This is a genomic window from Acinetobacter sp. 5862, from assembly GCF_024494585.1.
Taxonomy (GTDB): domain Bacteria; phylum Pseudomonadota; class Gammaproteobacteria; order Pseudomonadales; family Moraxellaceae; genus Acinetobacter.
This window is the reverse complement of record NZ_JANHGP010000052.1, coordinates 1-22,987: the sequence shown is the minus strand read 5'-3', so window position 1 is coordinate 22,987 and position 22,987 is coordinate 1. Positions and strand designations below refer to the sequence as shown.

Here is a 22,987-nt window from a genome sequence, read left to right as displayed (position 1 = left end):
TGTTGTTTGCGCATTATTACGAAACTATTTTACAAAAAAAACAAACACTTAAGTGTGTCCGAATTAGCTGAAAGAGCATAGTTTTTTGTTGGAAAAAGTGAGTAGAATGATTGTGCTTTTAAACGATAATAATATGAAAAGAATATGAGCATAAATACAGATATATAGTCGTCAATAGTAGAACATGGAAAATATATGGAGATATTAAGTGGCTATTTTCTATAGTACTTTTATCGGTACCGATTACGCATGCTGAGACACTCCGTGAACAGTACCATACTTTAAAAAAACCTCGCTTAAAGTGAGGTTTTTTATTGTCTTGTGAAAAGTTATACTCTCTTTTTGGTTTGTATTTATGTTTTATGCCTTTCACTATCGCGAATACAGTTACTTTTGAAGAAGACATTAAAAAAAGTCGTTTCCAAGCGATTGCCGCAGTTGTTGAGAATGAGCAGCAAGTTAAAAATTTTCTAGAACACACCAAAGATACTTCAACTACACATCAATGCTGGGCATGGAAAATTGGACACCATGTACGCTTTAATGACGATGGCGAACCTTCTGGCACCGCAGGTCGCCCCATTCTTGCCACCATTGAAGGTAATGATTTAACCAATATCATTGTATTGGTCAATCGTTGGTATGGTGGTGTTAAGCTCGGTACAGGTGGTTTGGTCAGAGCGTATGGTGGATGTGCAGGTCAGTGTTTATTACTCGCTGAAAAAATTGAATTGATTGAGAAAAAACAGATTCAATTTGCCTGTTTATTTAATGAATGGGCAATTATCCAATATGAATTGATCCAACAACAGATTGAATATCAAGAACGTTACACTGAAACAGGTGTTCTTATTGAAGCACGATTACAAGTACATCAAATTGAGCCTTTAAGGCATAAGCTCCAAGATGTGACACGTGGACGTGAATCGCTTAAGGTGATAGAGGAACAAGAAGATGACAACTGATCCTTTATTAAAGTATCGAGAACAACATAAGCATCGTTTGAATTATATGCCTTGGTTGTACTGGTCACTTAAGCCTAAACATCGAGAATGGGCCGAAGCATGGCAAGCTGAATATCAAGCTTATTTGATGGAAATGGAAACAATAGAGATTGGCAAAAATTGTTTTATTTCCCCTTTAGCACATATTTTTGCTGAGCGTGGGCGCAAGATCACGATTGGAGATAATACTTTTATTGCGGCAGATTGTACCTTGCATGGGCCGTTGCAGATTGGTAGTGAAGTCGCGATCAATCACCACTGTCTTTTAGATGGTGGACGTGCAGGCATTAAGCTGCATGATCAGGTTCGAATAGCCGCTTATAGTCATTTGTATGCGTTTGATCATGGCATGGATTTAGACCGACCCATATACCAACAAGCTGTTACCTCCAAAGGAATTGAGATTGGGCGAGATGTATGGCTAGGGGCTCATGTTGGAATAAAAGATGGCGTGAAAATTGGACATCATGCGGTTGTGGGGATGAATAGTATGGTTACTAAAAATATAAAAGATTTTGCAATTGTGGCAGGTAATCCAGCTAGATTGATTCGTTATCGTACTGAATAAAATCAATTAAAAGCTCATGAGATTCTATACATAAATTTAACCCACCATACTTTGATCTGTGATAAGTTAAAAACAAGTACAAGACCTAAGGTGTTAAACCTAAAGAGAGGCGAACATGAACCGTGTCATTGCATGTATTGATTCTTCACCCTGTATCGAGGCTGTCGCTGAAGCAGCCGCATGGGTGGCGAAGCAAACGCAAAGAGAATTAGTACTGTTGCAAATTCTGGACTATTATCCAGCAAGCTATCATTTAGGTGAAATCAGCGGTGTCATTGGTTTTGAAAGTAATGCCATGCTGCTCAAGGAGCTGGCCGAGCTTGAGCAAAAGCAAAGTGAACTCGCACTCGACTACAGTAATAACTTGCTGAAACATATTTCTGAGCTGATCGAAAAACAATATGGTTTAACCAGTACCAAGATTCAGGAAAAAGGCGATTTTCTTGAACAGAGCTTTAATATTTTAAAAGAGAATGATGTTGTCATTATCGGGCGTGTGGGTGAACGGGCGGCCGAGAAGAATAAGCCAATTGGCAGTAACGTGGAAAACTTTATTCGTGGTGCAAACTGTACAGTGATTACAGTGGGAGAGCATTTTGAACCACCGAAACGTTTTATTTTCGCTTATGAGTATTCACCAACCTGTCAAAAAATGCTGCAACGTATAGCACAGAGTGATTTATTGAAAAAGTTACAATGTCATTTGCTTTATGTCGGTGATCATCCAGAAATGCTGGCAGAGCCAGAAAAATATTTAAAAGATGCGGGTTTAGATGTTATACCCATTTATAGATACGGGGATGTTGCCCAAAATATTCTTGAATATCAACGAGAACATGATATTCAACTCATTGTTTTAGGTGCTTTTAGCCATAGTAAAATTCATCAATTTTTCTTAGGCAGTATTACTACAACGATCTTCCGAAATGCCAATGTTCCCTTACTCGTAGCTAAGTGATTCATTTTCTTCCATATAGTTATCCGCAATTACTGTGGATAACTATATGGAAAAGCATTGTAGATAAATATAATCTATTGATATTGAATAAATAATTTTTTTAGATTGTTTTTTGATCTCTATTTTACGATTGCAATTGCAAAACCATCATGCCCTTTAGATCCTACTGTTTGTAGAGCAGTGCAAGAGAGCAGTTGAGGATGATCTTTTAATGCTGAGAATGCTTCACGAATGCCTTCAATACTCGGCTTCTTATTATTCTCATCTAAGATCGCACCTGCACGAATGACGTTATCAAGTACAATAATCGTACCTGAGTGAGAAAGCTTTAAGCTTAATTCAAAGTATTCACGATAACTTTGTTTATCGGCATCAATAAAAATTAGATCAAAGGGTTCACTGCCTTCAGCAATGAGTTGCTTCATAATATCTGCACCACGACCTTTCTTGAGCTCGATATTGGTTGGCATCTTGGCAAAATCGATATTTTCCTGAGCAATAATGACGTGAGTATCTCGACCTTCTACCGTGAGTAGATAGCCATCTTCAGGTAATGCTTTTGCAAGCCAAATAGTACTGTAGGCACCAAACGTTCCCAGTTCTAGTACCCGTTTGCATTGGTTCATCTGAATCAACATTTGCAAAAACATGCCTTGATTAGGCGCAACAGCCAAATGATTAGAAAACCCCTGAGTATCGGTATTGTCTAATGCATGTTGAAGTCTTGGGTCTGTGGGAATTAAATGTGAATTGATATAGTCATCAATGTCGGTCCACATCTGTTGCATAATCAAGTTTACCTATGAATCTGTTAGCTGCATTTTAAACATTTATGCTTAGAGTGCAATTTGATTACTGAATTAATCACTATCATTGAAATAAAAAAGAGACCGTTTAGATCTCTTATGGATTTAAATTATCGTTTATTAGAAGTTACACATTGAACTATTTCGGGTGAGGTCAGGCCCCCAAGTTCGATAACCTTGCGTATCGATATGAATTTGACCAGAGCTGTACAAGCCTATTCCAAGATTTAAACTCTGCCCATGCTGGATCCAAAATTGGCATAGTTTAAATTTGGTCTGTTCAATATATGCATAGTCTTGCGGTTGTGGAACCTCAGGCCCGATACGGAAGTCGATTGCTGAATTGAACAAATGCTTAGAAGAACCCGCACCACCTGCACATTGATTTAAAGGTAGATCGCGGTAAACAGAAGTGACTTCGAAATCAGTTAAAATCTTAGCAGCGATTAAATATTTAAAGACCCGTAAGGTTGAAAGTGAATTATTCCATAGCTCACGATTTGGTACCATATATTCTGAGCGACCACATTTTTGCCAGTCCCGTGCAGTACGCAGTAATTCAAAACTTGGAATAATATGCGCCACATTGTTGCGTGTTAAAAACTGCTCGTATTCGCGGACGCGCGCGTAATTTTCACCTTGATTGAGCCATTGGCGATAAGAGTTTGGTTCAACTTTATTTGGAATTGGGCGAGTAAAAGTAACTTGTTCTTGAGGAATGTAAATTCTTTTATCTTGATTTTGATTCACTTTAGTGGCTGAACTGACACAACCGACCATCATCACAGGGATGATACAAAATGATAAGAGACCCTGTAATTTATTTCGCATCATAAACAAGCAGTTCACAATCTATAAGTGATAGATGAATCATTTTAATGCAAAATAACGTACAAATAATGGTGCAATTGCAAAGAAATGTGTGATTCGAGTATAAAAAAAGACCAGTTAATACTGGTCTTTTCTATGATTATTTTTCTAAATATTGCAATTTATTTGGCTTGCCATTCCATTCTTCACGATCAGCAGGTTGTTCACCAATTTGAGTGATGTTATTACCTGCCCATTTTTCAGAGAGTTCAGCATTCAGCTCAATAAACGCTTCTTGACCTTCAGGTAGCTCATCTTCAGAGAAAATCGCATTTGCTGGACATTCAGGTTCACACAATGCACAGTCAATACATTCATCTGGATTGATGACAAGAAAGTTTGGACCTTCATAGAAGCAATCTACAGGGCAAACTTCAACACAGTCTTGATATTTACATTTAATACAGTTTTCGGTGACAACAAAGGTCATGGCGGCAGCTACCTAAAAAATATGGTTTTCATTTTGCATAGCGTATTTTAGGCAAAAAATACCGATAGAAACAATTCCTTTTATTGATATTTATTATTCGTATCAATGAAATGGGCTTATTTATATGACTTTTATTGATAATAAGTCTCAATAACTTAATGAATTGTCGAATTTCTCCTTGCATTACATGATGCAAAATGAGCGCACAAATATAATTCCGATCTTACAACTAGAGAAATCAGCTCTGACCTAGGGCCAAAGCTGATGATTTAATCTTAATTTTCGTGTGCTTGGCTAGATTTGAATAAGGCTTTGAGCTGATAAAGCTGTTCAAGTGCTTGACGTGGTGTTAGATCATCCACATCAATTTTATCTAACAATTCAAGCGCAGGGGATTGAGCTTCCACTTCAACAATTTTCTCAACAACTTGAGTTTCAATTTCATGCTCAAGTGAACTGAATAAATCATTTTGAACTGTATTTTGCAAATGTTGATGCTGTTGCTTTTCCAGAATTTTCAAACGTTTCTGTGCTTCTTTAATTACACTTGCTGGAATACCTGCCAGTTTTGCAACTTGTAAGCCGTGGCTTTGGCTTGCAGGACCGTGTTGTACTTTGTGCAATAAAATTAAATTACCATTCAGTTCTTGTGCTGTCACATGATAATTATCAATACCAACTTCACCACCCAGTTCGGTTAACTCAAAGTAGTGTGTTGCAAACAGACATAGACATTTCACACGCTTCGTCAAATCAAGTACACATGCCCAAGCTAAAGAGAGGCCATCATAAGTACTCGTACCACGACCAACTTCATCCATCAAAACCAAAGATTGACTTGTAGCATGATGTAAAATCTGTGAGGTTTCAGTCATTTCCACCATAAAAGTAGATTTACCTGTCGACAAATCATCCGCAGAACCGATACGGGTAAAGATTCGATCAATTGAACCCAGTTTTGCCGATTTTGCGGGAACGAAACTACCACAGTAAGCAAGTAAACTGATTAATGCAGTCTGACGCATAAATGTCGATTTACCGCCCATATTTGGACCCGTAATAATCGCCATACGGTGTTGTGGGTCTAGAGTCGTATCATTCGGTGTAAATGGTGCTTTATTTAAAGCTTCAACCACAGGATGGCGACCAGCTTGAATTTTGATGCTGGTTTCAGCCGTAAATTCAGGTCTTGTCCAATTATTTAATCTGGCTTGATGTGCAAAATTTGCCAGTACATCAATATGCGCAATTGCTGCGCTCATCATTTGTAATTGAGCAATATTTTGGCGAAGCTCATCTAATAAGGATTCAAACAAAAGCTTTTCACGGGCAAGCGCGCGTGATTCACTTGAAAGGACTTTATCTTCAAAGCTCTTGAGCTCTGGAGTGATATAACGCTCGGCATTTTTTAAGGTTTGACGGCGAATATAATCGGCAGGTGCCTGCTCGGCCTGAACGCGTGTCAACTCAATATAGTAACCACTGACACGATTATAACCAATTTTAAGTGTATTGATTCCAGTACGTTGGCGTTCTTTAATTTCTAAATCAATTAAAAATTGCCCTGCATGATCGCGAATTTTACGTAATTCATCCAGTTCATCATCATAACCTTCAGCAATCACATTACCATCGCGTAATAATACTGGCGGATTTTCAACAATTGCCGCCATTAAATGTTGATGTAGACTTTTGAAATCACCTAATTGATTATCCAACTGATTTAATAATTGAGATTGTTGGTTTTTTAGCACAGGCGCTAAAGCATGCCGTAAAAATGGAATTTGTGCACATGCTTGACGCAGTTGAACTAAATCGCGTGGACGTGCACTGCCCAAAGCAACACGACTCAATACACGTTCGATATCACCAATTTCTTTGAGCACTAAACGTACAGGAGATTCATGGTAGCCTTTTAATAATTGCTCTGAGGCATCTAAGCGAGCATCTAATATGGCAGTATCACGAATCGGTTGCATAAGCGTTCGACTGAGTAAACGCCCACCCATTGCGGTTTGGCAGTCATTAATCAGTTGGAATAAAGATGTGCCATGTTCAAATAACGGATCAATAATTTCTAAATTACGCCGTGTAATTGGATCAAGTGCAATAAAGTCAGTGCTTTGCTCAATTTGAATAGAACGAATATGTGGTAAAGCCGTTTTTTGTGTTTCTTTGGCATAATGAATTAATGCTGCGGCTGCGGCTTTTGCCAAAGGGAGTGGATCTAGACCAAAGCCTGATAAAGTTGAAACTGAGAACTGGTCACACAAAGTTTTTTGTGCATTATTTAAATTAAAATCAACATTTGGACGTTTAGTAATTGGGCAGTCTAAATTCTTTTTAATTTGTTCAATAATATTTTGATCGATCAGATCTTCATCAATGAGAATCTCGCTAGGCATTAAACGAGCTAGCTCAATCGCCAATTGTTCTGGCTTATAATTTTGTTGTTGAACTTTAAAAATACCCGCACTCAAATCAAGTAATGCAAACCCAATTTGATTTTGTTGAATACATAAAGCAACCAGATTTGAAGACTGATAACTGCTAAGTAATGCATCATCAGTCAAAGTACCTGGTGTTAGAATACGAACTACTTTACGTTCCATAGGTGCTTTACCGCGAGAACCTGCGTTCTCGCCTTCACCAACTTGCTCACAAATTGCAACTGTGCGACCAGATTTAACTAAGCGGGCAAGGTAGCCTTCGGCTGAATGATAAGGCACACCAGCCATTGGAATCGGTTGCCCACTCGCTTTACCGCGATGAGTCAGCGTAATGCCGAGTAGTTTGGCTGCTAAATGCGCATCTTCAAAGAATAGTTCATAAAAGTCACCCATACGATAGAACAGCAATGCATGTTGATAGTCTGTTTTGACTTTGAGATATTGCTGCATCATAGGTGTGTGGTTTGAAAGGTCTGCTATGCTATTATTATCATTCATTATTGTTAAGTCCTTTATTTTCAATGTATTTAATAGTGTTTAACATAAACAGAATATCCGAAGGTGTAGGAGAAAATCTAAGCAAATACAGCCTAAGCCAAAACATTAGTGTAGGTTGTTTTAGTTTAAACTAGCCATCATTCCTGATCAATAATTGGAAAATGGACAGCTTGAAAGGATAACAAATAATTCAATCTTCTTGTGAGGTTTAAAATGGTCGGCTCGATAGATCAACAAACGACAATAAAAAAAGCACTTTCAGCAAAAGCCATTGAGAAGATGAAAGTGGGTGATCCTGATAAATCTGATATCGGGGAATATGTGGGGCTGCGGGTGCATTGCGGCAAAACGGGAACGAAGACCTTTTTCTATCGTTATCGTAGTCCTGTGGATGATTCGATCAAACAATATAAGATCGGAAATTTCCCTCAAGTTACATTGGCGGAAGCAAGAATAGAGCTCATTCGTTTAAAAGCTGAAAGGAATCAGGGGATCTGTCCCAAACATAAAAAAGAGCAGGAAAAGCTCCAGCAACAGATTGAACAAGAGCTTGCAAAAAAAGATATGTCTCAACTCACTGTACAGCAAATGATAGAGATGTATTTGATTGAGGTGATTGAAGATCACTGGATTACTGACCCTCGAACAGGGGAAAGGAAGAAGGTCTTGGGGGTAAGAAAGCCCAAAGGTCAATCTGAAACACGACGAACCTTGTATGGCGATGCAGTACGGGTTTTGGGTAATCGTATTGCTTTGGAAGTAACTCGAAAAGATGTGGTTGCTTTAACCAAAGAGATTATTGATCGTGGTTCTAATGTGCAGGCTGGACGTGTATTGTCCGAGTTGACATTGGCTTATGAATACGCCATTGGTCTAGAGCGATTTCCTGCCAATTTTGCCAATCCTGCCTTATTAGCCAAAATGAGTATTAAGCAGTCAAGACTGAAAGTAACCTGTAAAAAAGGCACACGAGTTTTAAATGATCAGGAATTAAAACGTGTATTTGCTTGGTTGCCAACATCAGGCTTTACAACACATCAAAAACATATCCTTTATTTAACGCTATGGACAGGTTGCCGTACTGGAGAATTGTGTGATGCTGAATGGCGGGATTTTGATTTGGATCAAGGTATATGGCATCTAAAAGCTTCAAAAAATAGCACTGAGCGTTATGTTCAATTATCAACCCAATGCGTTAATTTATTATACACATTCTACAAACCTGATCAGAAATATTTATTCGCTTCGAGTCGAACAGGGCTTCCTATTCAGCAAAAGTCTTTAAGTGAAATGAAATGGCAATTAAAGAATCCAGAGAAAGTTCAAACGAAATATCGTCCTGAGCAACTTTGGTTAGAAAATATGGATGATTGGAATCCACATGATTTACGTCGAACAGTAAGAACGGGTTTATCCAGATTAGGATGTCCTACAGATATTGCAGAAGCAGTTTTGGGACATTCCAAAAAAGGAATTGAGGGAACTTATAATCTGCATAATTATGAAGCCGAATGTGCGGAATGGTTGCAGAAGTGGGCGGATCATATGGAGAAGCTAATTTAAGTAATAAAAAATTGATGAGATAAATCCGTCTTAATTGGCGGATTTTTTATATCTTAAATTTGAATAAATTACACTAATTTGAAAGAATAAATTTGAAATTTATAGCTTTAAGTTAAATTAATAAAGAAAATTTTTTTTGAATCTTTTTATTAGTTTTTATTTGAATTTTTTAGAAGATTTTATGGTTCTAAACTTGTATTTTAATTATATATCATTAATATAAAAACAAAGATTTATCCACTTTATTTTTTATAAAAAGTTGAAATGATATGAAAAAAGATAATTTCTATAAAATTCTTGAATTGTTATATGAAAATATAAAAATCATTGATGCTGAAAATGGACAATCTTTAGAAATTGTAAATGCTTTGCATGTCTATCGACTGGTAGAGGAAGTAATCCCTAGACTTTTAAAAGGTTATGATCTGGAGCAAGGCTGGGTCGTCAGTGATACCAATAAAGTACAAGTCAACCGCCTGATTACTGCGCTGAAGAAAGTACAAACTTTTCCTAGACCACATTGGAAAGATATAAATCGTAAGACATTTTCCGAACTGGGGCAGTTTCTGGAATTTGTAGAATCTATCCAATACAAACGAACAATTAAAAGAAAATATAGCGATATTGTTCTAGTCGATGAATCTTCTAGGGGCTGGACATTGAATGAGGAAGATCATGCTGAGATGTTTGTAAAGGCATATCTGGACTACCGCTATAAAAAGCAAAGAGAGCAATCACCCTCTGATCAAGAGCAAGATGCGATAACTCAGTTGTGGAGCGCATACCAAGATGATGCACTTGAACTAAAGGCTTTAGATATAAAAGCAGATATTTCTTCACAATTGGCAAAGGCAGGGATGCTATTTATTATGGCAACTAAAATTGTCATTAGAAAAAATGATAAACGATCCTCACAATTTGACGAGATGATTGCTGATAAAGCTAATTTATTGAATGTTCTTGGTGGTGATCAAAATATCATCAGAACATTTTATAAACCATTCCTAGAGACCAAGGAAACCCTTGCGTATTATGCGGTATTTTTTATCCAGTCAGTATTCCATCTGGATGAGACTTTCTTTATTGGAAAGATCACTAATGTACTTAAGGAATACGTTACTCAAACTTTTAAACTTTCAGTGAATATTCATGTTCAGAATCTAAATCCTGTTTTGAGTAAAAATCTTATACCTAAACCCCAAAAAAGAGATTTTCTATTGGTTGATAGCGTAGAAGAAAGTTGGGAATTCGTTGAGCAGACGTTGCTTGAGTTTTTATATCAATTGGAAAGGTTGGGGAAATTTAGAGCAAGAACAGAACCTTTGGAATATGCAACTGAGCTTGCTTTTTATGCTGTTCGTAACAAGCTTCGTGCTATTGAATTAAAAGCAGGTACTTTCCTCATTGAGCCTGAATTAACCTATTTCCATGCTAATCAGATTCAAGAGCATATTCCTCATCTTTTGTTTTTTTCTACAGGACAGCGTTCAAAGTATATTTGGGACATGATGCACTTGTCTAATCATGCAAGAGAATATATTGCAAGAATTGCCGTTATTTATCAGGAAAATTTTGCCGTATGGAAAATGCAAAAATATCTTGATTTGGCGATGTATATTGAAATTTTCATGATGACATTGATGGAAAGTGCGCCTAATGCCTTTTATTCTTTTGCATCAAGTGTGCGTGAGACATTGAATCGAGGTGTGGAAAATCGTATTAGCCGACAACTTTTACAATTTGCTGTGATTTTCAGGAATCAGTATCAACTCAATCTATTACAGCAGAAGCTTGAAACTAGGATCATTTCACGTACATCGAAATACTTTTTTCATATCTATGCAGAACAATTACAAAGTCAGGGTAGCAGTACAGTTGTACTTGAAAGTATTTTAGCTGCTAATCTCAACGAAAGGGATGTTCAGAAAAGTTTGGATGAGCTTCTAGTCCAGTATAGGTTTAATCAGCCTTTATTTTTTAAACCTGAGGTCCGTCAGAAGCCAGCAAAAATTCTCGGTGAAAAAAAGCGGATCAGACTTTATGCCCAAATCGTTGAGCCATCTTCCATACAAAGTATAATTTCACCAATCCATCTTGCTAAAAATTCTGCTGCATCTAGGTTGTTAGCTACGAGGCATTCTGTCCAACAGCAGGAAAATCAACCTATCCAGACCTTAGTACAGAACGACAACGTTCCTTATAAACTGATACATATTCAGCGGCATATCACTCGGTTAGGAAGAGTTGAGAAAATATTAAAACAGGCAATGAAAACTGACGTGGTGATCATACGTTGTTTATTTTATTGTGATGTCAATAAAGCAATGGATTATGCCTATTTTTCTAAAATATTTTCTACCATGTTGCAGGACAATAAAAAAAGAAAACCGATCTCTGATATGGCAGCGTATCTTGGTTATTGGGAGGGACGCAAGAGGACAAGCCAAAACCAGATTACCGATTATGCAGCGAATGTGGTACTGATGTTTAAATCACAGGCATTGCTGGAATATCCTGATTTATTTGCTCAACTGGAGCGTAACTGGCGTTCAGCTTGTCAGAAAATAGAAAGGGATTGTGATCCTGAGATCAGAATACAAGGCAGAGTGGATAAATTACAGATAGCTCAGACATTGCCAGAACTCCAATGTCATCAGTTGTTGGTGGAAACCACCCAAAAAATATTAGCCAGAAATATCGTGAATTATCTTGCCAGTTATATGGTTTATCAGGATTTGTTGGATGATGAGATTTATCAACAATTACCAAAATGGTTGATCAAGAAAACAAGTACAACCAACAAGCCGAAAGCAAAAAAATCGGCAATGAAAAAATTATTACTTTAGCTTCCATTTCGACCTATAAAATCATGCCAATCGGTATGATTTTAGCTGTTTGCTATAGAAGTAGAGAAAATTGATTTTAAGTCTTTTGATGGTCATATTTATGCAAGATTTTTGCTAGGATTATTATTTAATTATATTATTATTTATGAATAACTTAAATCTATATACCATCTTCATATCCAAGATGATGATGGATGATCATTGGAAGAGTAATCAATCAATTGATCTAAATTATAAAAATACAGAACCAACACTCCTATGGAATTTACCATAGGAGTATCCAAATGAACCAAGCACAGACCCTACTTGATATTGAAAAATTTATGTCATCAGTTTGTAGACGAGATTATCACTGGGAAGACTTTGCACCCGATTATGATCAGTGGCTGGACGATGCAAGGGCTATCTATGATGAAGAGCTTGAATACAGTCCCTTGATTCAAGCCTATTTTGATTTAATGTCTGAACGGATTGATTGGGAAGATCAAGATATATTTGAGGATGATCAAGCATTTCGATCCTTTCAACGTCATCTCAAATACCAGCAGCAATATTTTATAGAAGATTTGGCAAATCAAAGTGATGACTATCACAACCGTTTGGATGATTATTTTGCCAGCCTTGTTGACCGTCATCGTAAATTATTATTGGTCAGGGTCGATTTATCCTATCGCTTTGAGCGTAGTCCCTGTATCCAACAGTTTGGCAACAACATCAGGAAGTTACTTAGTCGTATCCAAAACAAGGATACGATATTTAAAGATCAAGTTGGCTATGCCTATCGACTGGAACAGGGTGGCAAGAGCAAAGGCTATCATTGTCATTTACTGGTGATCTACAACGGTTCTGAGCGTTGCCGTGATGCTTATCTGGGACAATCTATCGGTGAGCTATGGCAGGATAAGATCACTCAGGGTAACGGTCTATTCTATAACTGCAATCAAAAAGAGCATAAACGCTATTACGAGGATGAAGGGACATGGGGTTTAGGTTTGGTGGAACGGCGTAATAAAACAGCAGTTACCAATGCCTATCACACCATTCATTACTTGACTCGCCATAAGCCTGACCAGTATTTAAGGGTAAAACTCAGTCGTAGAATGAATGTATTTCAAACTGGGCAGACTAGATGGAAAGAATAAGACTTAATATTTTGATCATTGATTGATCATGCCTTTGGGCAGTTTATTACAGAGTCGTGTCTCTTATGGTTCTAACCCATAGGAGACATATATGAACCACATCAATTGTAATGAAACCCTTTTTCAGATCGAAGATTTAATGCTGAATATTTGTTTAAACCGATACTATTGGCGAGATGCGATTGTTGAACTGCAAAGAAACCGAGAAGCAGCAACCACTATTTATGATCCAGAACTTGAATATTCACCGATGTTACAAGGCTATTTTGACTTGATGTCGATTAGTCACGCATCAGATTCGGGTAGAACAATAAACCCACGTAGATCACCATTACAATCCAGAACGGCTTTTCAGAATTTCTGTGATGGACTCATGGATGAGCAGGATCATTTCATTCTAAAGCATAAACGACAACGTAAGCGTAACTACACCGCCATCAAAAATTACATTGAAGACCTATTGGATAGTGATTGTGAGTTTCAAGTGATACATGGAAACTTTAATAAACTGAACTATGAGGCTCAGGGTGTTTATCAGTTTCATCAAACCCTGACAGAATTTCGTAGTCGAATCTTGAAACGTGATACCTGTTGCGAAGATCTACTGGATTATTCGTGGGTGATTGAGCAAGACCGAGAAGAAGGTTTGATTTGTCGTTATATTTTCATCTATGTTGGATCATCTGACATAGAGCTTGATAATTACGCTATAGATCGTACGGATAAGAATTATGAGTCAATCGAAGAAGAAAACCTCTTAAACATTATCCACACGTTATCAAACCACGATGTTGAAGATCAGTATTTACGGGCAAGGGTTAAAGGGATGCGTTGCTTTGGATAAATGTTGATTCCAAAAAATTGAATCTACACACTATAAACATGAATGTTTATTTCATATATTCATTTTTTGGCTTGAGTCATGTGGGGATGTTGGGTCAATTCATCTCATGGGGTGCAGTAAAAAAATACGGTATGCCGATTTGTATTGAGGAAGACCCCTCTCAACTACATTACTGGGAGTACCCACATGACCAATCTCGTTGAATACCAATATCGTATCCTGAACATCAAAGCAGTGATTGAGATTACTGCACTGAGTCGTTCAACCATCTATGAAATGATCAATCCGAAATCGAACTATTACGATGCCAATTTTCCCAAGCCGATTCATTTAACCCAGAATCGGGTTGGCTGGGTATCGCAGGAAATCTATGATTGGCTTGAATCTAAAATCGCCCAACGATCAGAGACACACTGAGCAACCCTGATACGGCTACATGGTTGAATCGCAACGAACTGGCATGATCCCAAAAAATCACAGATATATATCATTAACATGAAGATTGAATGTTTATTTTACCCCCTTACATTCAAAAATACAGGCTTACCCATCGGTAAGCCTTTTTTCATTTAATGAGGTTTATCTGATGAATATTACATGTCCATATTGCTATTCAGTCAATGTTAGCCGTACCACCGCACAGCCATCAGGCAATAACAGTTTTTCATCTATGGCAGGTGCAGGCATTGGTGCAAGCCTTGCCAAAAGGTTACCTACACCATTTTCACCATTATTGGGTGGTTTAGCTGGTGCAGTGGTCGGTGGCTTGATTGATAGTCTGGTTCAACCCTCACAGCCACAACAATCTACCGCTTATTTTCATTGCAACAATTGCCAGTGCAATTTCAACTAAGGATGGGAGAAACTATCATGGCACATCAACTTGAACAAATGGCATATGTCGGTGAAACGCCGTGGCATGGTCTGGGTAATCAACTTACGCAGGATCAGTCGATTGAGGTCTGGGCAAAACAGGCAGGTATGGACTGGCGGATTGAATCATCCGATGTCAGTTACATGGCAAAAAATGAACGTGGACAAAGCATTATTTTGCCGTATGAGGAACAACGGGTTTTATACCGTTCTGATACCCATGCACCTTTATCGGTGGTCAGCCAACGCTTTCAGGAAGTCCAGCCCAAAGAAATTCTGGAGTTTTATCGTGACCTAACTGAGCAATCAGGCTTTGAACTGGAAACCGCAGGCGTTCTTAAAGGTGGTAAAAAGTTCTGGGCTTTGGCACGTACAGGACAGACTACAGCTTTAAAGGGCAAGGATGTCAGTAATGGCTATATCTTATTGGCAACGGCATGTGACGGCACACTTGCCACAACCGCACAATTTACCTCTATCCGTGTGGTGTGTAATAACACGTTGGCGATTGCCTTACGTGGACAGAATACCAGTGCAGGTGTGGTTAAAGTTCCTCACAGTACCAAGTTCGATGCGGAAAAGGTCAAACAGCAACTCGGTATTTCCGTTCGTGCATGGGATGAGCATATGTATGAAATGAAACAACTGAGTCAGCGTCAAGTGACCCAACAGGAAGCGGCAGCCTATTTTGATGCAGTGTTTAATAATACCAGTCTCAGTGTTGCTGAACAGGACGATAGCATTATCCAGTTCTATCGCAATGTGGCAAATGAAGCCAATACGACCAATAAAACCGAACCGAATGGACGAGCCATGTCCAAAGTCATGGATATGTTTAACGGTCAGGGACGAGGTGCAGAACTCAGTTCAGCCAAAGGTACAGCCTATGGCTTGCTGTGTAGTATCACGGAATTTATTGACCACGAACGTCGAGCCATGAGTACAGATCACCGACTGGATTCAGCATGGTTTGGTACAGGTGCAGCCATGAAACAGCGAGGACTGGAACAGGCACTCAGAATGGTGATCTAACTTTGGTCGGATTTAAAGCCAGTCAAATTAGCCTAAGCAAAATACCCATTGCTTAAATCCTCTATTTCCATTTTCCACTACCCAAAAACTCCCTTTTGCCACATCGCCCTGATGTGGCTTTTTTTATGCCGCAATTTTAATTTTTACAGACATGGAGTATCTAATGAACCATATTGCTGAACCACCACAAACCAGTTATTCCACATCCTATTTACCATTACCGCAACACTCAACTAAAACACATCGTAATCATGCCAAACGCCTTGCCAAAACCAAAGGTATGAGCCGTGAACAATGGCTACAGGTCAGAAAACAGGGGATTGGCAGTAGTGATGCCGCAGCAGCCTGTGGGCTTAATCCTCACATGAGCATGCTGGAACTATGGATGATCAAGACAGGTCGGATGCAGACCCAGCCAGATCAACCGACTAAAAATAGCTATTCACCCTTATACTGGGGCAATCAGCTTGAACCTCTGATTGCCAACTATTACCAACACAAGACAGGTCATAAGGTGCGTAAGGTCAATGCAGTGTTACAGCATCCTGATCCTGACAAACACTTTATGTTAGCCAATCTGGACTATGCCGTTGTGGGCAGTGATGAAGTGCAGGTATTGGAATGTAAATCTGTCGGTGAATGGGGTACAAAACTGTGGCGTGATGGTGTGCCTTTATACGTGATTATTCAGGTGCAACACCAACTGGCAGTGACAGGCAAACAGGCAGCCCATATTTGTGCCTTGATCTGTGGACATGAAGCCAAAATCTTTAAGGTCGAACGCAATGAAATTGTGATCAACCGAATCATGGCTTCTGAGCGGATATTCTGGAACTGTGTGGAAAGTGACACACCACCCAGTGTCGATGCCAGTGAATCAGCCGCCAAAGCCCTGCAATTGCTTTACCCACAACACATCCCTTTGCAGACCGTTGATTTCTCTACCTTAGAGGGTGTCGATCAACTCTTTACTGACCTGCTACATGAGGAACAACAACTGGCACAGCACCAGACCAAGTATGACTATCTCAAGCATCGGATTCAAGCGTTAATGAAAGATGCCGAGAAAGCCATATTCACTCAAGGCACAGTGACATGGAAAAAATCAAAGGACAGTGTGGTACTGGATCAAAAGGCATTATTACAGGCACAGCCTGAACTCCTGCAACAGTATCCACAACCCCGTCAGGGCAGCAGACGGTTTAATGTTTATTCTGCAACGGTATAAATAGTTGTCATCATCTACCACCATCACCCACCACATCAAACAATTTTATTTTCCCAAATTTTAAATTTGTGCAAAGCCACCCCGTTTGCCCTTTCTTCAGTCATGAAGAAAGGGCGGTGGAGCAGCTTTGCATGAAACACTTGAACATCGCACTACAATTTCTCCCATGACCGAATATTCAACAGGTTTTTTTATTTCATCAATCTTGAGGTGAGGGAGCGGTGCATTCAATAGATTTGGGGAATCCGTAAACAAATGCAAAAAAGGATAATCACCATGATTAAAGGTTTAGCAATTACCCCACCTGTATTGGGGCGTATCAGCATTGGCAAGATCGTTGAAAAGAATGGCAAACGTCTGCCTGAAAAGGATGACCAGTTTACCATTACTAGCCAAATCCAGACTAAGGATGGCTGGGTCAAACATCCACTGGATGAACAGCTTAGGGCAAAGGCACAAAACCAAAAACTGAGAATAATTCCAGTGCGAATGATCTTTAATGATCCTGAACTGAATCTTCGGGCAGAGTACAGTTTATTTGATCGACAAACAGGACGTTTAATTTGCTCAGGCAATGGCGAAACCTGTCAGCGACTCGGACAGAACGGCATTGAGCAGCATCCATGCCCATCACCTGATCTATGCCCACTGGCACAAGGTGGACTCTGTAAACCTTATGGCAGATTGTATGTCAATCTGGATGAATCGGATGAGTTTGGGACATTTATTTTTAGAACCACAGGCTTTAACAGTATTCGGACATTGGCGGCACGGCTGAGTTATTACCATGCGGCATCGGGTAATCTACTGTCATGCTTGCCCTTGCAACTGACTTTAAGAGGAAAAAGCACCACCCAAAGCTATCGTACCCCGATCTACTATGTGGACTTAACTTTACGAGATGGCGTGAATTTACAGGAAGCGATTGTCTCAGCCAAGCAGATTGATGAACAAAGCAAGGCAGCAGGATTTTATCAGGAGGCTTTGGATTTCGTGGCACGGCAGGGCTATGGCAATGCGAGTTTTGAGGTAGGCGGTGATGAGAGGCTGGATATTGTGGAGGAGTTTTATAGTGACCAGCAAAATGCTGTTGAGGTACAGCCTGACGCAGCGTCCGTTCATCATGGAATGGATGATGTCACAGGCATAAAACAGGGGCTTCAGCAAAGTGTAAGGGCTGTAAATTAGGTCAAGGCCATTGGCAGAAAAATACAGAACTCGGGTTTGTATTGAGAGAAACACCTCTCGATCACAAACTGGGAGTAATAACATCATGTCAACTATTGAATATCAATATCAGGTTCTTAATATCACTGCTGTGATTGGAATTACGGCTTTAAGTCGTTCAACCATCTACGCTCTCATTAATCCCAAATCTGATTACTACGACCCAAGTTTTCCTAAACCTCTCCATTTGACAAAAAATCGGATTGGTTGGTTGTCACAGGAAATCAACGATTGGCTGGAGTTAAAAATCGCTCAGCGAGAAGAGTAAGGGGAAAATGATCCCCTTATTTTTTGTCTTAAATAGATTGGGTTGAGGAAGTTAATAGAGTATTTAAGCTGACAAATAACTTAGATAAATCAAATCTGATTGCTCTGGCTTGGATGTGGCATTACAGCTATAAAAAATTTCCCCATCAAACTTTTCCCCTAAGTGTTCAATAATGATCTCAGTTAAATCCTTAATTTTATCAAGTGAGAATGAAGATTGGTGCAGATTGAAATTGAGTATCACCGTACCGTCTTTCCCAATCGGGCTAAATAACGGTTTCACATTTTCATTCATTAACTGTTGTTCTTGTAACGAATGAATATTGATATAGCGTTGTCCTTTTTCAAAAGCATCCGACTGGTAAAGATCTGCTGGTTCGAGAAATAATTCTGTTGAGAAATAGGTTTTAATCAATGCATTAAAAACCTTTTCCAATGCCTGCTGATGGTCTTCATTGGATGCTTGCTGATAAATAATAGTATTAGATAAATGCTCTGGTAAAGGTGTTAGATTATTTTTGGCTGTAATCACGATGCTATGTTCACAGCCAATCGGAATTGCGGTTAATTCTGCCAAATCATCTACAACGATGGCAGTAACTTTATCTGCATCGGAAAATGGCAGTTCAGATAATGATTTCTGAATAATAGAAAAAGGGCGTAATTTCTCTGTTGTTGGATCAAAGAATTCGAGATAAAGATCAATATTGGAATAAATGTGAATCATCTGGAGTAATGAGTTATTTTGTGTTTGCATGAAATTAGCTCAATGAAAATGTTATTAGAGAACATGATTGAGCTTATCAAATTTTGGGGGCAGAAAAACCCAGCCAAGTTTTGACTAGGTCATAGTTTGTCGCAGTGTTTAATCAATTAAATCAATATTTTTTTAGGATTTAACCACAGGGTAAAAGGGTTTACCCCAAGTTTTGTCATTGGGATGATTCAGCATTACCTGTAGCATTTCAGGGATAATTGTAAACAGAATGGTGCAGGCATCTTTAAGCTGACTACGATTGACAGTACTGTTGAATGTCGAACCACCGTGAATAATCTGGTTACGCAAAGTATAGAGGTGATTAAAAACAGCGACCAAAATTTCAGGCGTATCTTTTTGGCTGAGTGCATTTAGGGCTTTTTGTTTATTACGTTCAAAACTTTCTAGCCATTCAGTTTCTGTAATTAATCCATTGTGATAATCCCAAAATTGCTGAAACGTAAATTTATTGTTCAGAATAATACGAATACTGCCTGAAAAGGTATTCCACACCGAATCATAAATATGGTGCTGTTGATCTAAATGGCAAATCCGATAAATAAATTGTACGAATAGTCCTTTATCTACACTACGAATACCTGCGCCTAAATCCTTGGCATAAGCTGCATTAAAGGCAATCCATAAAAAGATAAATTGAGAATCAAAATCCTGCGCCTGTTGTGCTTGTTCAGCTTGTTGTAACCAACTGAGGGAACGATGAATGCGTAAACGGAAATCTTCATTAAACTGTTCTTTGCTCTGTTTAAATTGGTGCTGGATTTCCTGTAATAGCATGATTTTTATTCCCATTCTAAAGTCTGTTTTAGTCTAACGTAGTTTACTCCAACTGGCAAAACGATGGATGGAATTACAGAGCTGCTCTAAGCCACCACCAGCATATCCAACCTGAATACCATGATAACGTGTCCCATCTTTTTTGGATTTTTCGACTATCGTTCGGATATGAGAAGAAGCTGACCATTGTCCATCACTGACAATCATGACATCTGCTTTTTTCCATTGTTCTTGATCAAGTCTTTGAATGGCATGTTCTACAGTTTCAATGTCAGTTCCACCGCTAAATGAACAACCTAAAAACTCCAATAAGCCTTGAATGCCTGATTGGTTAAGTTTGAGTTCATATTCAATCTTGTCACCACGGCCACTAAATGCAAATAAGTAGCAAGGTCGTTTTTCAGCATGGGCAGTTTTGGCTGCCTGTAGGGTGAGGGCTTTTGCGACCAGTTCAGGTTCGCCACTCATTGAGCCAGAAGTATCCAACACCACTAAAATAGGTCCTCGATCAAAACGTGGGCGAGGTTTTTGGACTTCAACTTGTTCATTGATTTCTGCCCAAGTTTTACTAATCTCTGTGCCTTGCACCCGATAACTAAGCAGGGCTTGTTCATAGCGACGTGCATGCCATAGCATCTTTAATTGTGGATGTCCAAGGAATAAAGCCTCCTGTGGCAGCATGCGGGCAATATTGCCACTGCGTTCAATTCCAGACATTTCTTCAGGAATATAATGAACAACTTTTTCCTGTATTTCTTCAACAACACGAGAAATACTTTCAAAAAAACTTTCGAGTACTTCATCATTAGCAATACTTTCTTGCAAACGACCTAATGAATCCACAATCTTTTTAAATTCACTGATACGTTTGAGCAATTCCTGTAAACGTTCGATATGTCGCCAGTTTTGATGTTTTAAAATGCCTTTGGTGAGATTAACATCTCGACCCAACATATTGCTTAAATCGCCAAACACATCATCCAATTTTTTCCAAGCCTGAACTTTGTCATTCCATGCTTCATTGATTACAAGCTCACCTGGAAAATTAAAATGATCTGTAAAATCAGTATCATCAATTGGTTGATTTATACGTTTCAGGTTTTTAAATTTTTCTCGTTGTTGCGCTTGCCATTCTGCAAGTTGTTGCTGATATTCATATTGAACTAGATGCCATGTTTGCATGACATCCTGTAAAAGCTGTACTGTTAATTCATGCTGATCTTTCATAAAACGAGCAACATCTGCTTGCTTGAGCTGTTTTTCAACGTTCTCTGAAATATAAGAGGGTAGCCAATCAGGTTTTGGCGGCAGTTCTCCAGCCATGAGGTATTTATACCATTGCTGCATGGTACGGCTACGTTGTTCCAGAGTACCCACTGTTGAACAAATGACATGCTCCAATAATTCCTGTGGGCAGTCATCCAAAAACGCATATTGGTCTTCGAGATAATCGGCAGCAATGGTTTCAGCCATCATCACAATCCTTAAACTTATAAATGATCTTGATATGTCAATTTCAAAACTTGCAAGCGATCTTCTAAATCCTGGACTTGTTCAAGACTCGCCTGTAAGGTTTCAGTTGCAGGCTCAATAAAGTCGGTATCAATCCATAAATGACCACCATTTTGACTTTGTAGGTCTTTTAGATTTTTGGTGAGTTGTAGTTTCATTAAAGCTATATGCTTGAGATGATTTTCAACTTCTTCTGATTTTTGTTTATACCAGTGGGGTGTAGGTGCAGATTTTTTAGGTTCAGATTTAGGTTGAACGGGTTCTGGTTTTTCTTGAGGGGTAAATTGTTGTGATGCAGCTACTGATGCTGATGCTGATGCTAGTGTTTTTAATATTGATTCCCACTGATACATGATATTTCTCCTATTGTGTTAAAAATTCGCCAATAATTTCATCATTTTGGATAAGATGAGTTTCAGTCTTGAATTTCTTGGTTATTTTTCCATTTGTAGGGGCACGAATAACTTCGGTCTTAAAACCAGTAGTTTCAATACCTATACGAAGTTCACAAAGGATTTCATCTTGATTGCATAAAACATTTTCGGCTTTAAACCATCTATTAATCACACCTGCTTTAATTGTTTTAGGAACTTTTAATTCATAAATATCTACTTGAGTATTTGATTGTGTGGATTTCGGTAACTTACCAACCTCTTTCTCTAAAACTTCAACCACTTTGACCAAGTTATCTACATTAATTACAGCCTTGCCACAATACTGCTCATACATTTCTGCAACCAATTCAACCTGTTCAGGTTTTTCCCAAATACAATGTTGAACCAGCCAGCAATCCCAAATTGAAACAGTACTTTGACCATTGGTAAAGGCAGAGACTTTTAGCATATGAACAATCTTACGCCAACGACGATCAGAGACCTGAATCTGATTTTCATGGCACCATTTTCTTAACTCAACCAGAAAATTCACCACTTCGGCAGATAGCTCAATGTGATTGGCATTGTTTTGAATAAATTGTACTTCTTCAAGACTAAGCTGTTCGACATTTAAATCCTGATCATTATTTTTTAAAGTCAGGAGTTGTTTAAAACCTTGCCGACTGACAGGCGCAACATATTGACGAAACAAGAATCGGTCAAATAATGCACTCAATTCTTCACTTTCAGGCAGTTCATTGCTTGCACCGACAACGGAAAGTAGAGGAGATTTTTCCCGAATAATCCCATTATCAAATTCACGTTCATTTAATAAAGTGAGCAGAGCATTGAGAATGGCACTATTGGGGCAGAGTAAAACTTGAAGTGCGACATAAACCACCTAATTAATTTAAAGGGTTTATGGAGTATATAAAATTGTCAT

General features: G+C 38.7%; 22 protein-coding genes. 13 read left to right on the top strand and 9 right to left on the bottom strand.

Translation table 11 applies throughout. The features are described 5' to 3' along the window. The first annotated feature begins 362 nt into the window (after positions 1 to 362). From NO346_RS09400 to NO346_RS09390, 3 genes are all read left to right on the top strand, one after another. Positions 363 to 965, top strand: coding sequence for a YigZ family protein (locus NO346_RS09400; RefSeq protein WP_256415013.1), 603 nt, complete (start codon positions 363 to 365; stop codon positions 963 to 965). Further along, positions 955 to 1,572, top strand: coding sequence for a DapH/DapD/GlmU-related protein (locus tag NO346_RS09395; RefSeq protein ID WP_256415012.1), 618 nt, complete (start codon positions 955 to 957; stop codon positions 1,570 to 1,572). Before NO346_RS09400 ends, NO346_RS09395 begins: the two co-directional genes overlap by 11 nt. Before the next feature lie 115 nt (positions 1,573 to 1,687). After that, the gene (locus NO346_RS09390) at positions 1,688 to 2,530 is read left to right on the top strand and encodes a universal stress protein (protein ID WP_256415011.1); all 843 of its coding nucleotides are present in this window, start codon (positions 1,688 to 1,690) and stop codon (positions 2,528 to 2,530) included. Between the two features lie 119 nt (positions 2,531 to 2,649). On the opposite strand, the gene NO346_RS09385 is transcribed toward NO346_RS09390, so the two are convergent. From NO346_RS09385 to mutS, 4 genes are all read right to left on the bottom strand, one after another. Beyond that, entirely contained in the window at positions 2,650 to 3,318 is a 669-nt protein-coding gene (locus tag NO346_RS09385; RefSeq protein WP_005157533.1) for an O-methyltransferase, read from the bottom strand. Positions 3,319 to 3,456: 138 nt separating this feature from the next. Continuing rightward, the gene (locus NO346_RS09380) at positions 3,457 to 4,170 is read right to left on the bottom strand and encodes a D-Ala-D-Ala carboxypeptidase family metallohydrolase (protein ID WP_087543920.1); all 714 of its coding nucleotides are present in this window, start codon (positions 4,168 to 4,170) and stop codon (positions 3,457 to 3,459) included. 136 nt (positions 4,171 to 4,306) lie between these two features. Beyond that, a complete protein-coding gene (fdxA, locus tag NO346_RS09375) occupies positions 4,307 to 4,636 on the bottom strand; it encodes a ferredoxin FdxA (protein ID WP_004663008.1) in 330 nt (109 codons plus the stop codon). Between the two features lie 275 nt (positions 4,637 to 4,911). Continuing rightward, positions 4,912 to 7,584: a DNA mismatch repair protein MutS gene (gene mutS, locus NO346_RS09370; RefSeq protein WP_256415010.1), complete on the bottom strand. Its 2,673-nt coding sequence runs from the start codon at positions 7,582 to 7,584 to the stop codon at positions 4,912 to 4,914. Between the two features lie 213 nt (positions 7,585 to 7,797). Here mutS and NO346_RS09365 point away from each other — a divergent pair, with 213 nt between their 5' ends. The 10 genes from NO346_RS09365 to NO346_RS09320 all read left to right on the top strand — a co-directional run bounded on the left by NO346_RS09365 (position 7,798) and on the right by NO346_RS09320 (position 18,607). Next, positions 7,798 to 9,147 carry a site-specific integrase gene (locus NO346_RS09365; RefSeq protein WP_256415009.1) on the top strand — a complete coding sequence of 450 codons (1,350 nt, stop codon included), beginning with the start codon at positions 7,798 to 7,800 and terminating at the stop codon, positions 9,145 to 9,147. 269 nt (positions 9,148 to 9,416) lie between these two features. Next, positions 9,417 to 11,993 carry a hypothetical protein gene (locus NO346_RS09360; RefSeq protein WP_256415008.1) on the top strand — a complete coding sequence of 859 codons (2,577 nt, stop codon included), beginning with the start codon at positions 9,417 to 9,419 and terminating at the stop codon, positions 11,991 to 11,993. Between the two features lie 284 nt (positions 11,994 to 12,277). Continuing rightward, the gene (locus NO346_RS09355) at positions 12,278 to 13,135 is read left to right on the top strand and encodes an inovirus-type Gp2 protein (RefSeq protein WP_256415007.1); all 858 of its coding nucleotides are present in this window, start codon (positions 12,278 to 12,280) and stop codon (positions 13,133 to 13,135) included. Between the two features lie 91 nt (positions 13,136 to 13,226). Then, positions 13,227 to 13,979 carry a hypothetical protein gene (locus NO346_RS09350; RefSeq protein ID WP_256415006.1) on the top strand — a complete coding sequence of 251 codons (753 nt, stop codon included), beginning with the start codon at positions 13,227 to 13,229 and terminating at the stop codon, positions 13,977 to 13,979. Positions 13,980 to 14,165: 186 nt separating this feature from the next. Continuing rightward, on the top strand, positions 14,166 to 14,396 hold the full coding sequence (locus tag NO346_RS09345; protein WP_019384628.1) for an AlpA family transcriptional regulator: 231 nt from the start codon (positions 14,166 to 14,168) through the stop codon (positions 14,394 to 14,396). Between the two features lie 169 nt (positions 14,397 to 14,565). Further along, positions 14,566 to 14,832: a hypothetical protein gene (locus NO346_RS09340; RefSeq protein ID WP_256415005.1), complete on the top strand. Its 267-nt coding sequence runs from the start codon at positions 14,566 to 14,568 to the stop codon at positions 14,830 to 14,832. Positions 14,833 to 14,849: 17 nt separating this feature from the next. Beyond that, positions 14,850 to 15,884: a DUF932 domain-containing protein gene (locus NO346_RS09335; RefSeq protein ID WP_256415004.1), complete on the top strand. Its 1,035-nt coding sequence runs from the start codon at positions 14,850 to 14,852 to the stop codon at positions 15,882 to 15,884. Positions 15,885 to 16,047: 163 nt separating this feature from the next. Continuing rightward, a complete protein-coding gene (locus tag NO346_RS09330) occupies positions 16,048 to 17,112 on the top strand; it encodes a YqaJ viral recombinase family protein (RefSeq protein ID WP_256415003.1) in 1,065 nt (354 codons plus the stop codon). 276 nt (positions 17,113 to 17,388) lie between these two features. Next, on the top strand, positions 17,389 to 18,300 hold the full coding sequence (locus tag NO346_RS09325; protein ID WP_256415002.1) for a hydrolase or metal-binding protein: 912 nt from the start codon (positions 17,389 to 17,391) through the stop codon (positions 18,298 to 18,300). Between the two features lie 85 nt (positions 18,301 to 18,385). Beyond that, positions 18,386 to 18,607 (top strand): AlpA family transcriptional regulator, encoded by a 222-nt coding sequence (locus tag NO346_RS09320; RefSeq protein WP_019384633.1) that lies wholly within the window; start codon positions 18,386 to 18,388, stop codon positions 18,605 to 18,607. A gap of 63 nt (positions 18,608 to 18,670) precedes the next feature. Here the strand turns inward: NO346_RS09320 and NO346_RS09315 are convergent, their stop codons facing one another. The 5 genes from NO346_RS09315 to NO346_RS09295 form a co-directional block, all read right to left on the bottom strand. Then, positions 18,671 to 19,363 carry a hypothetical protein gene (locus NO346_RS09315; RefSeq protein WP_256415001.1) on the bottom strand — a complete coding sequence of 231 codons (693 nt, stop codon included), beginning with the start codon at positions 19,361 to 19,363 and terminating at the stop codon, positions 18,671 to 18,673. 132 nt (positions 19,364 to 19,495) lie between these two features. After that, entirely contained in the window at positions 19,496 to 20,158 is a 663-nt protein-coding gene (locus tag NO346_RS09310) for a HEPN domain-containing protein (RefSeq protein ID WP_256415000.1), read from the bottom strand. A gap of 33 nt (positions 20,159 to 20,191) precedes the next feature. Continuing rightward, a complete protein-coding gene (locus tag NO346_RS09305) occupies positions 20,192 to 21,631 on the bottom strand; it encodes a VWA domain-containing protein (protein ID WP_256414999.1) in 1,440 nt (479 codons plus the stop codon). 17 nt (positions 21,632 to 21,648) lie between these two features. Further along, a complete protein-coding gene (locus NO346_RS09300; RefSeq protein WP_256414998.1) occupies positions 21,649 to 22,023 on the bottom strand; it encodes a hypothetical protein in 375 nt (124 codons plus the stop codon). A gap of 10 nt (positions 22,024 to 22,033) precedes the next feature. Then, positions 22,034 to 22,945: a hypothetical protein gene (locus NO346_RS09295; RefSeq protein ID WP_256414997.1), complete on the bottom strand. Its 912-nt coding sequence runs from the start codon at positions 22,943 to 22,945 to the stop codon at positions 22,034 to 22,036. Positions 22,946 to 22,987 lie beyond the last annotated feature (42 nt).

What these genes read in the sequence shown, in the direction of transcription:
- NO346_RS09400 (WP_256415013.1), top strand. Translation starts at nt 363, where the DNA reads ATGCCTTTCACTATCGCGAATACAGTTACTTTTGAAGAAGACATTAAA.
- NO346_RS09395 (WP_256415012.1), top strand. Translation starts at nt 955, where the DNA reads ATGACAACTGATCCTTTATTAAAGTATCGAGAACAACATAAGCATCGT.
- NO346_RS09390 (WP_256415011.1), top strand. Translation starts at nt 1,688, where the DNA reads ATGAACCGTGTCATTGCATGTATTGATTCTTCACCCTGTATCGAGGCT.
- NO346_RS09385 (WP_005157533.1), bottom strand. Translation starts at nt 3,318, where the DNA reads ATGCAACAGATGTGGACCGACATTGATGACTATATCAATTCACATTTA.
- NO346_RS09380 (WP_087543920.1), bottom strand. Translation starts at nt 4,170, where the DNA reads ATGATGCGAAATAAATTACAGGGTCTCTTATCATTTTGTATCATCCCT.
- fdxA (WP_004663008.1), bottom strand. Translation starts at nt 4,636, where the DNA reads ATGACCTTTGTTGTCACCGAAAACTGTATTAAATGTAAATATCAAGAC.
- mutS (WP_256415010.1), bottom strand. Translation starts at nt 7,584, where the DNA reads ATGAATGATAATAATAGCATAGCAGACCTTTCAAACCACACACCTATG.
- NO346_RS09365 (WP_256415009.1), top strand. Translation starts at nt 7,798, where the DNA reads ATGGTCGGCTCGATAGATCAACAAACGACAATAAAAAAAGCACTTTCA.
- NO346_RS09360 (WP_256415008.1), top strand. Translation starts at nt 9,417, where the DNA reads ATGAAAAAAGATAATTTCTATAAAATTCTTGAATTGTTATATGAAAAT.
- NO346_RS09355 (WP_256415007.1), top strand. Translation starts at nt 12,278, where the DNA reads ATGAACCAAGCACAGACCCTACTTGATATTGAAAAATTTATGTCATCA.
- NO346_RS09350 (WP_256415006.1), top strand. Translation starts at nt 13,227, where the DNA reads ATGAACCACATCAATTGTAATGAAACCCTTTTTCAGATCGAAGATTTA.
- NO346_RS09345 (WP_019384628.1), top strand. Translation starts at nt 14,166, where the DNA reads ATGACCAATCTCGTTGAATACCAATATCGTATCCTGAACATCAAAGCA.
- NO346_RS09340 (WP_256415005.1), top strand. Translation starts at nt 14,566, where the DNA reads ATGAATATTACATGTCCATATTGCTATTCAGTCAATGTTAGCCGTACC.
- NO346_RS09335 (WP_256415004.1), top strand. Translation starts at nt 14,850, where the DNA reads ATGGCACATCAACTTGAACAAATGGCATATGTCGGTGAAACGCCGTGG.
- NO346_RS09330 (WP_256415003.1), top strand. Translation starts at nt 16,048, where the DNA reads ATGAACCATATTGCTGAACCACCACAAACCAGTTATTCCACATCCTAT.
- NO346_RS09325 (WP_256415002.1), top strand. Translation starts at nt 17,389, where the DNA reads ATGATTAAAGGTTTAGCAATTACCCCACCTGTATTGGGGCGTATCAGC.
- NO346_RS09320 (WP_019384633.1), top strand. Translation starts at nt 18,386, where the DNA reads ATGTCAACTATTGAATATCAATATCAGGTTCTTAATATCACTGCTGTG.
- NO346_RS09315 (WP_256415001.1), bottom strand. Translation starts at nt 19,363, where the DNA reads ATGCAAACACAAAATAACTCATTACTCCAGATGATTCACATTTATTCC.
- NO346_RS09310 (WP_256415000.1), bottom strand. Translation starts at nt 20,158, where the DNA reads ATGCTATTACAGGAAATCCAGCACCAATTTAAACAGAGCAAAGAACAG.
- NO346_RS09305 (WP_256414999.1), bottom strand. Translation starts at nt 21,631, where the DNA reads ATGGCTGAAACCATTGCTGCCGATTATCTCGAAGACCAATATGCGTTT.
- NO346_RS09300 (WP_256414998.1), bottom strand. Translation starts at nt 22,023, where the DNA reads ATGTATCAGTGGGAATCAATATTAAAAACACTAGCATCAGCATCAGCA.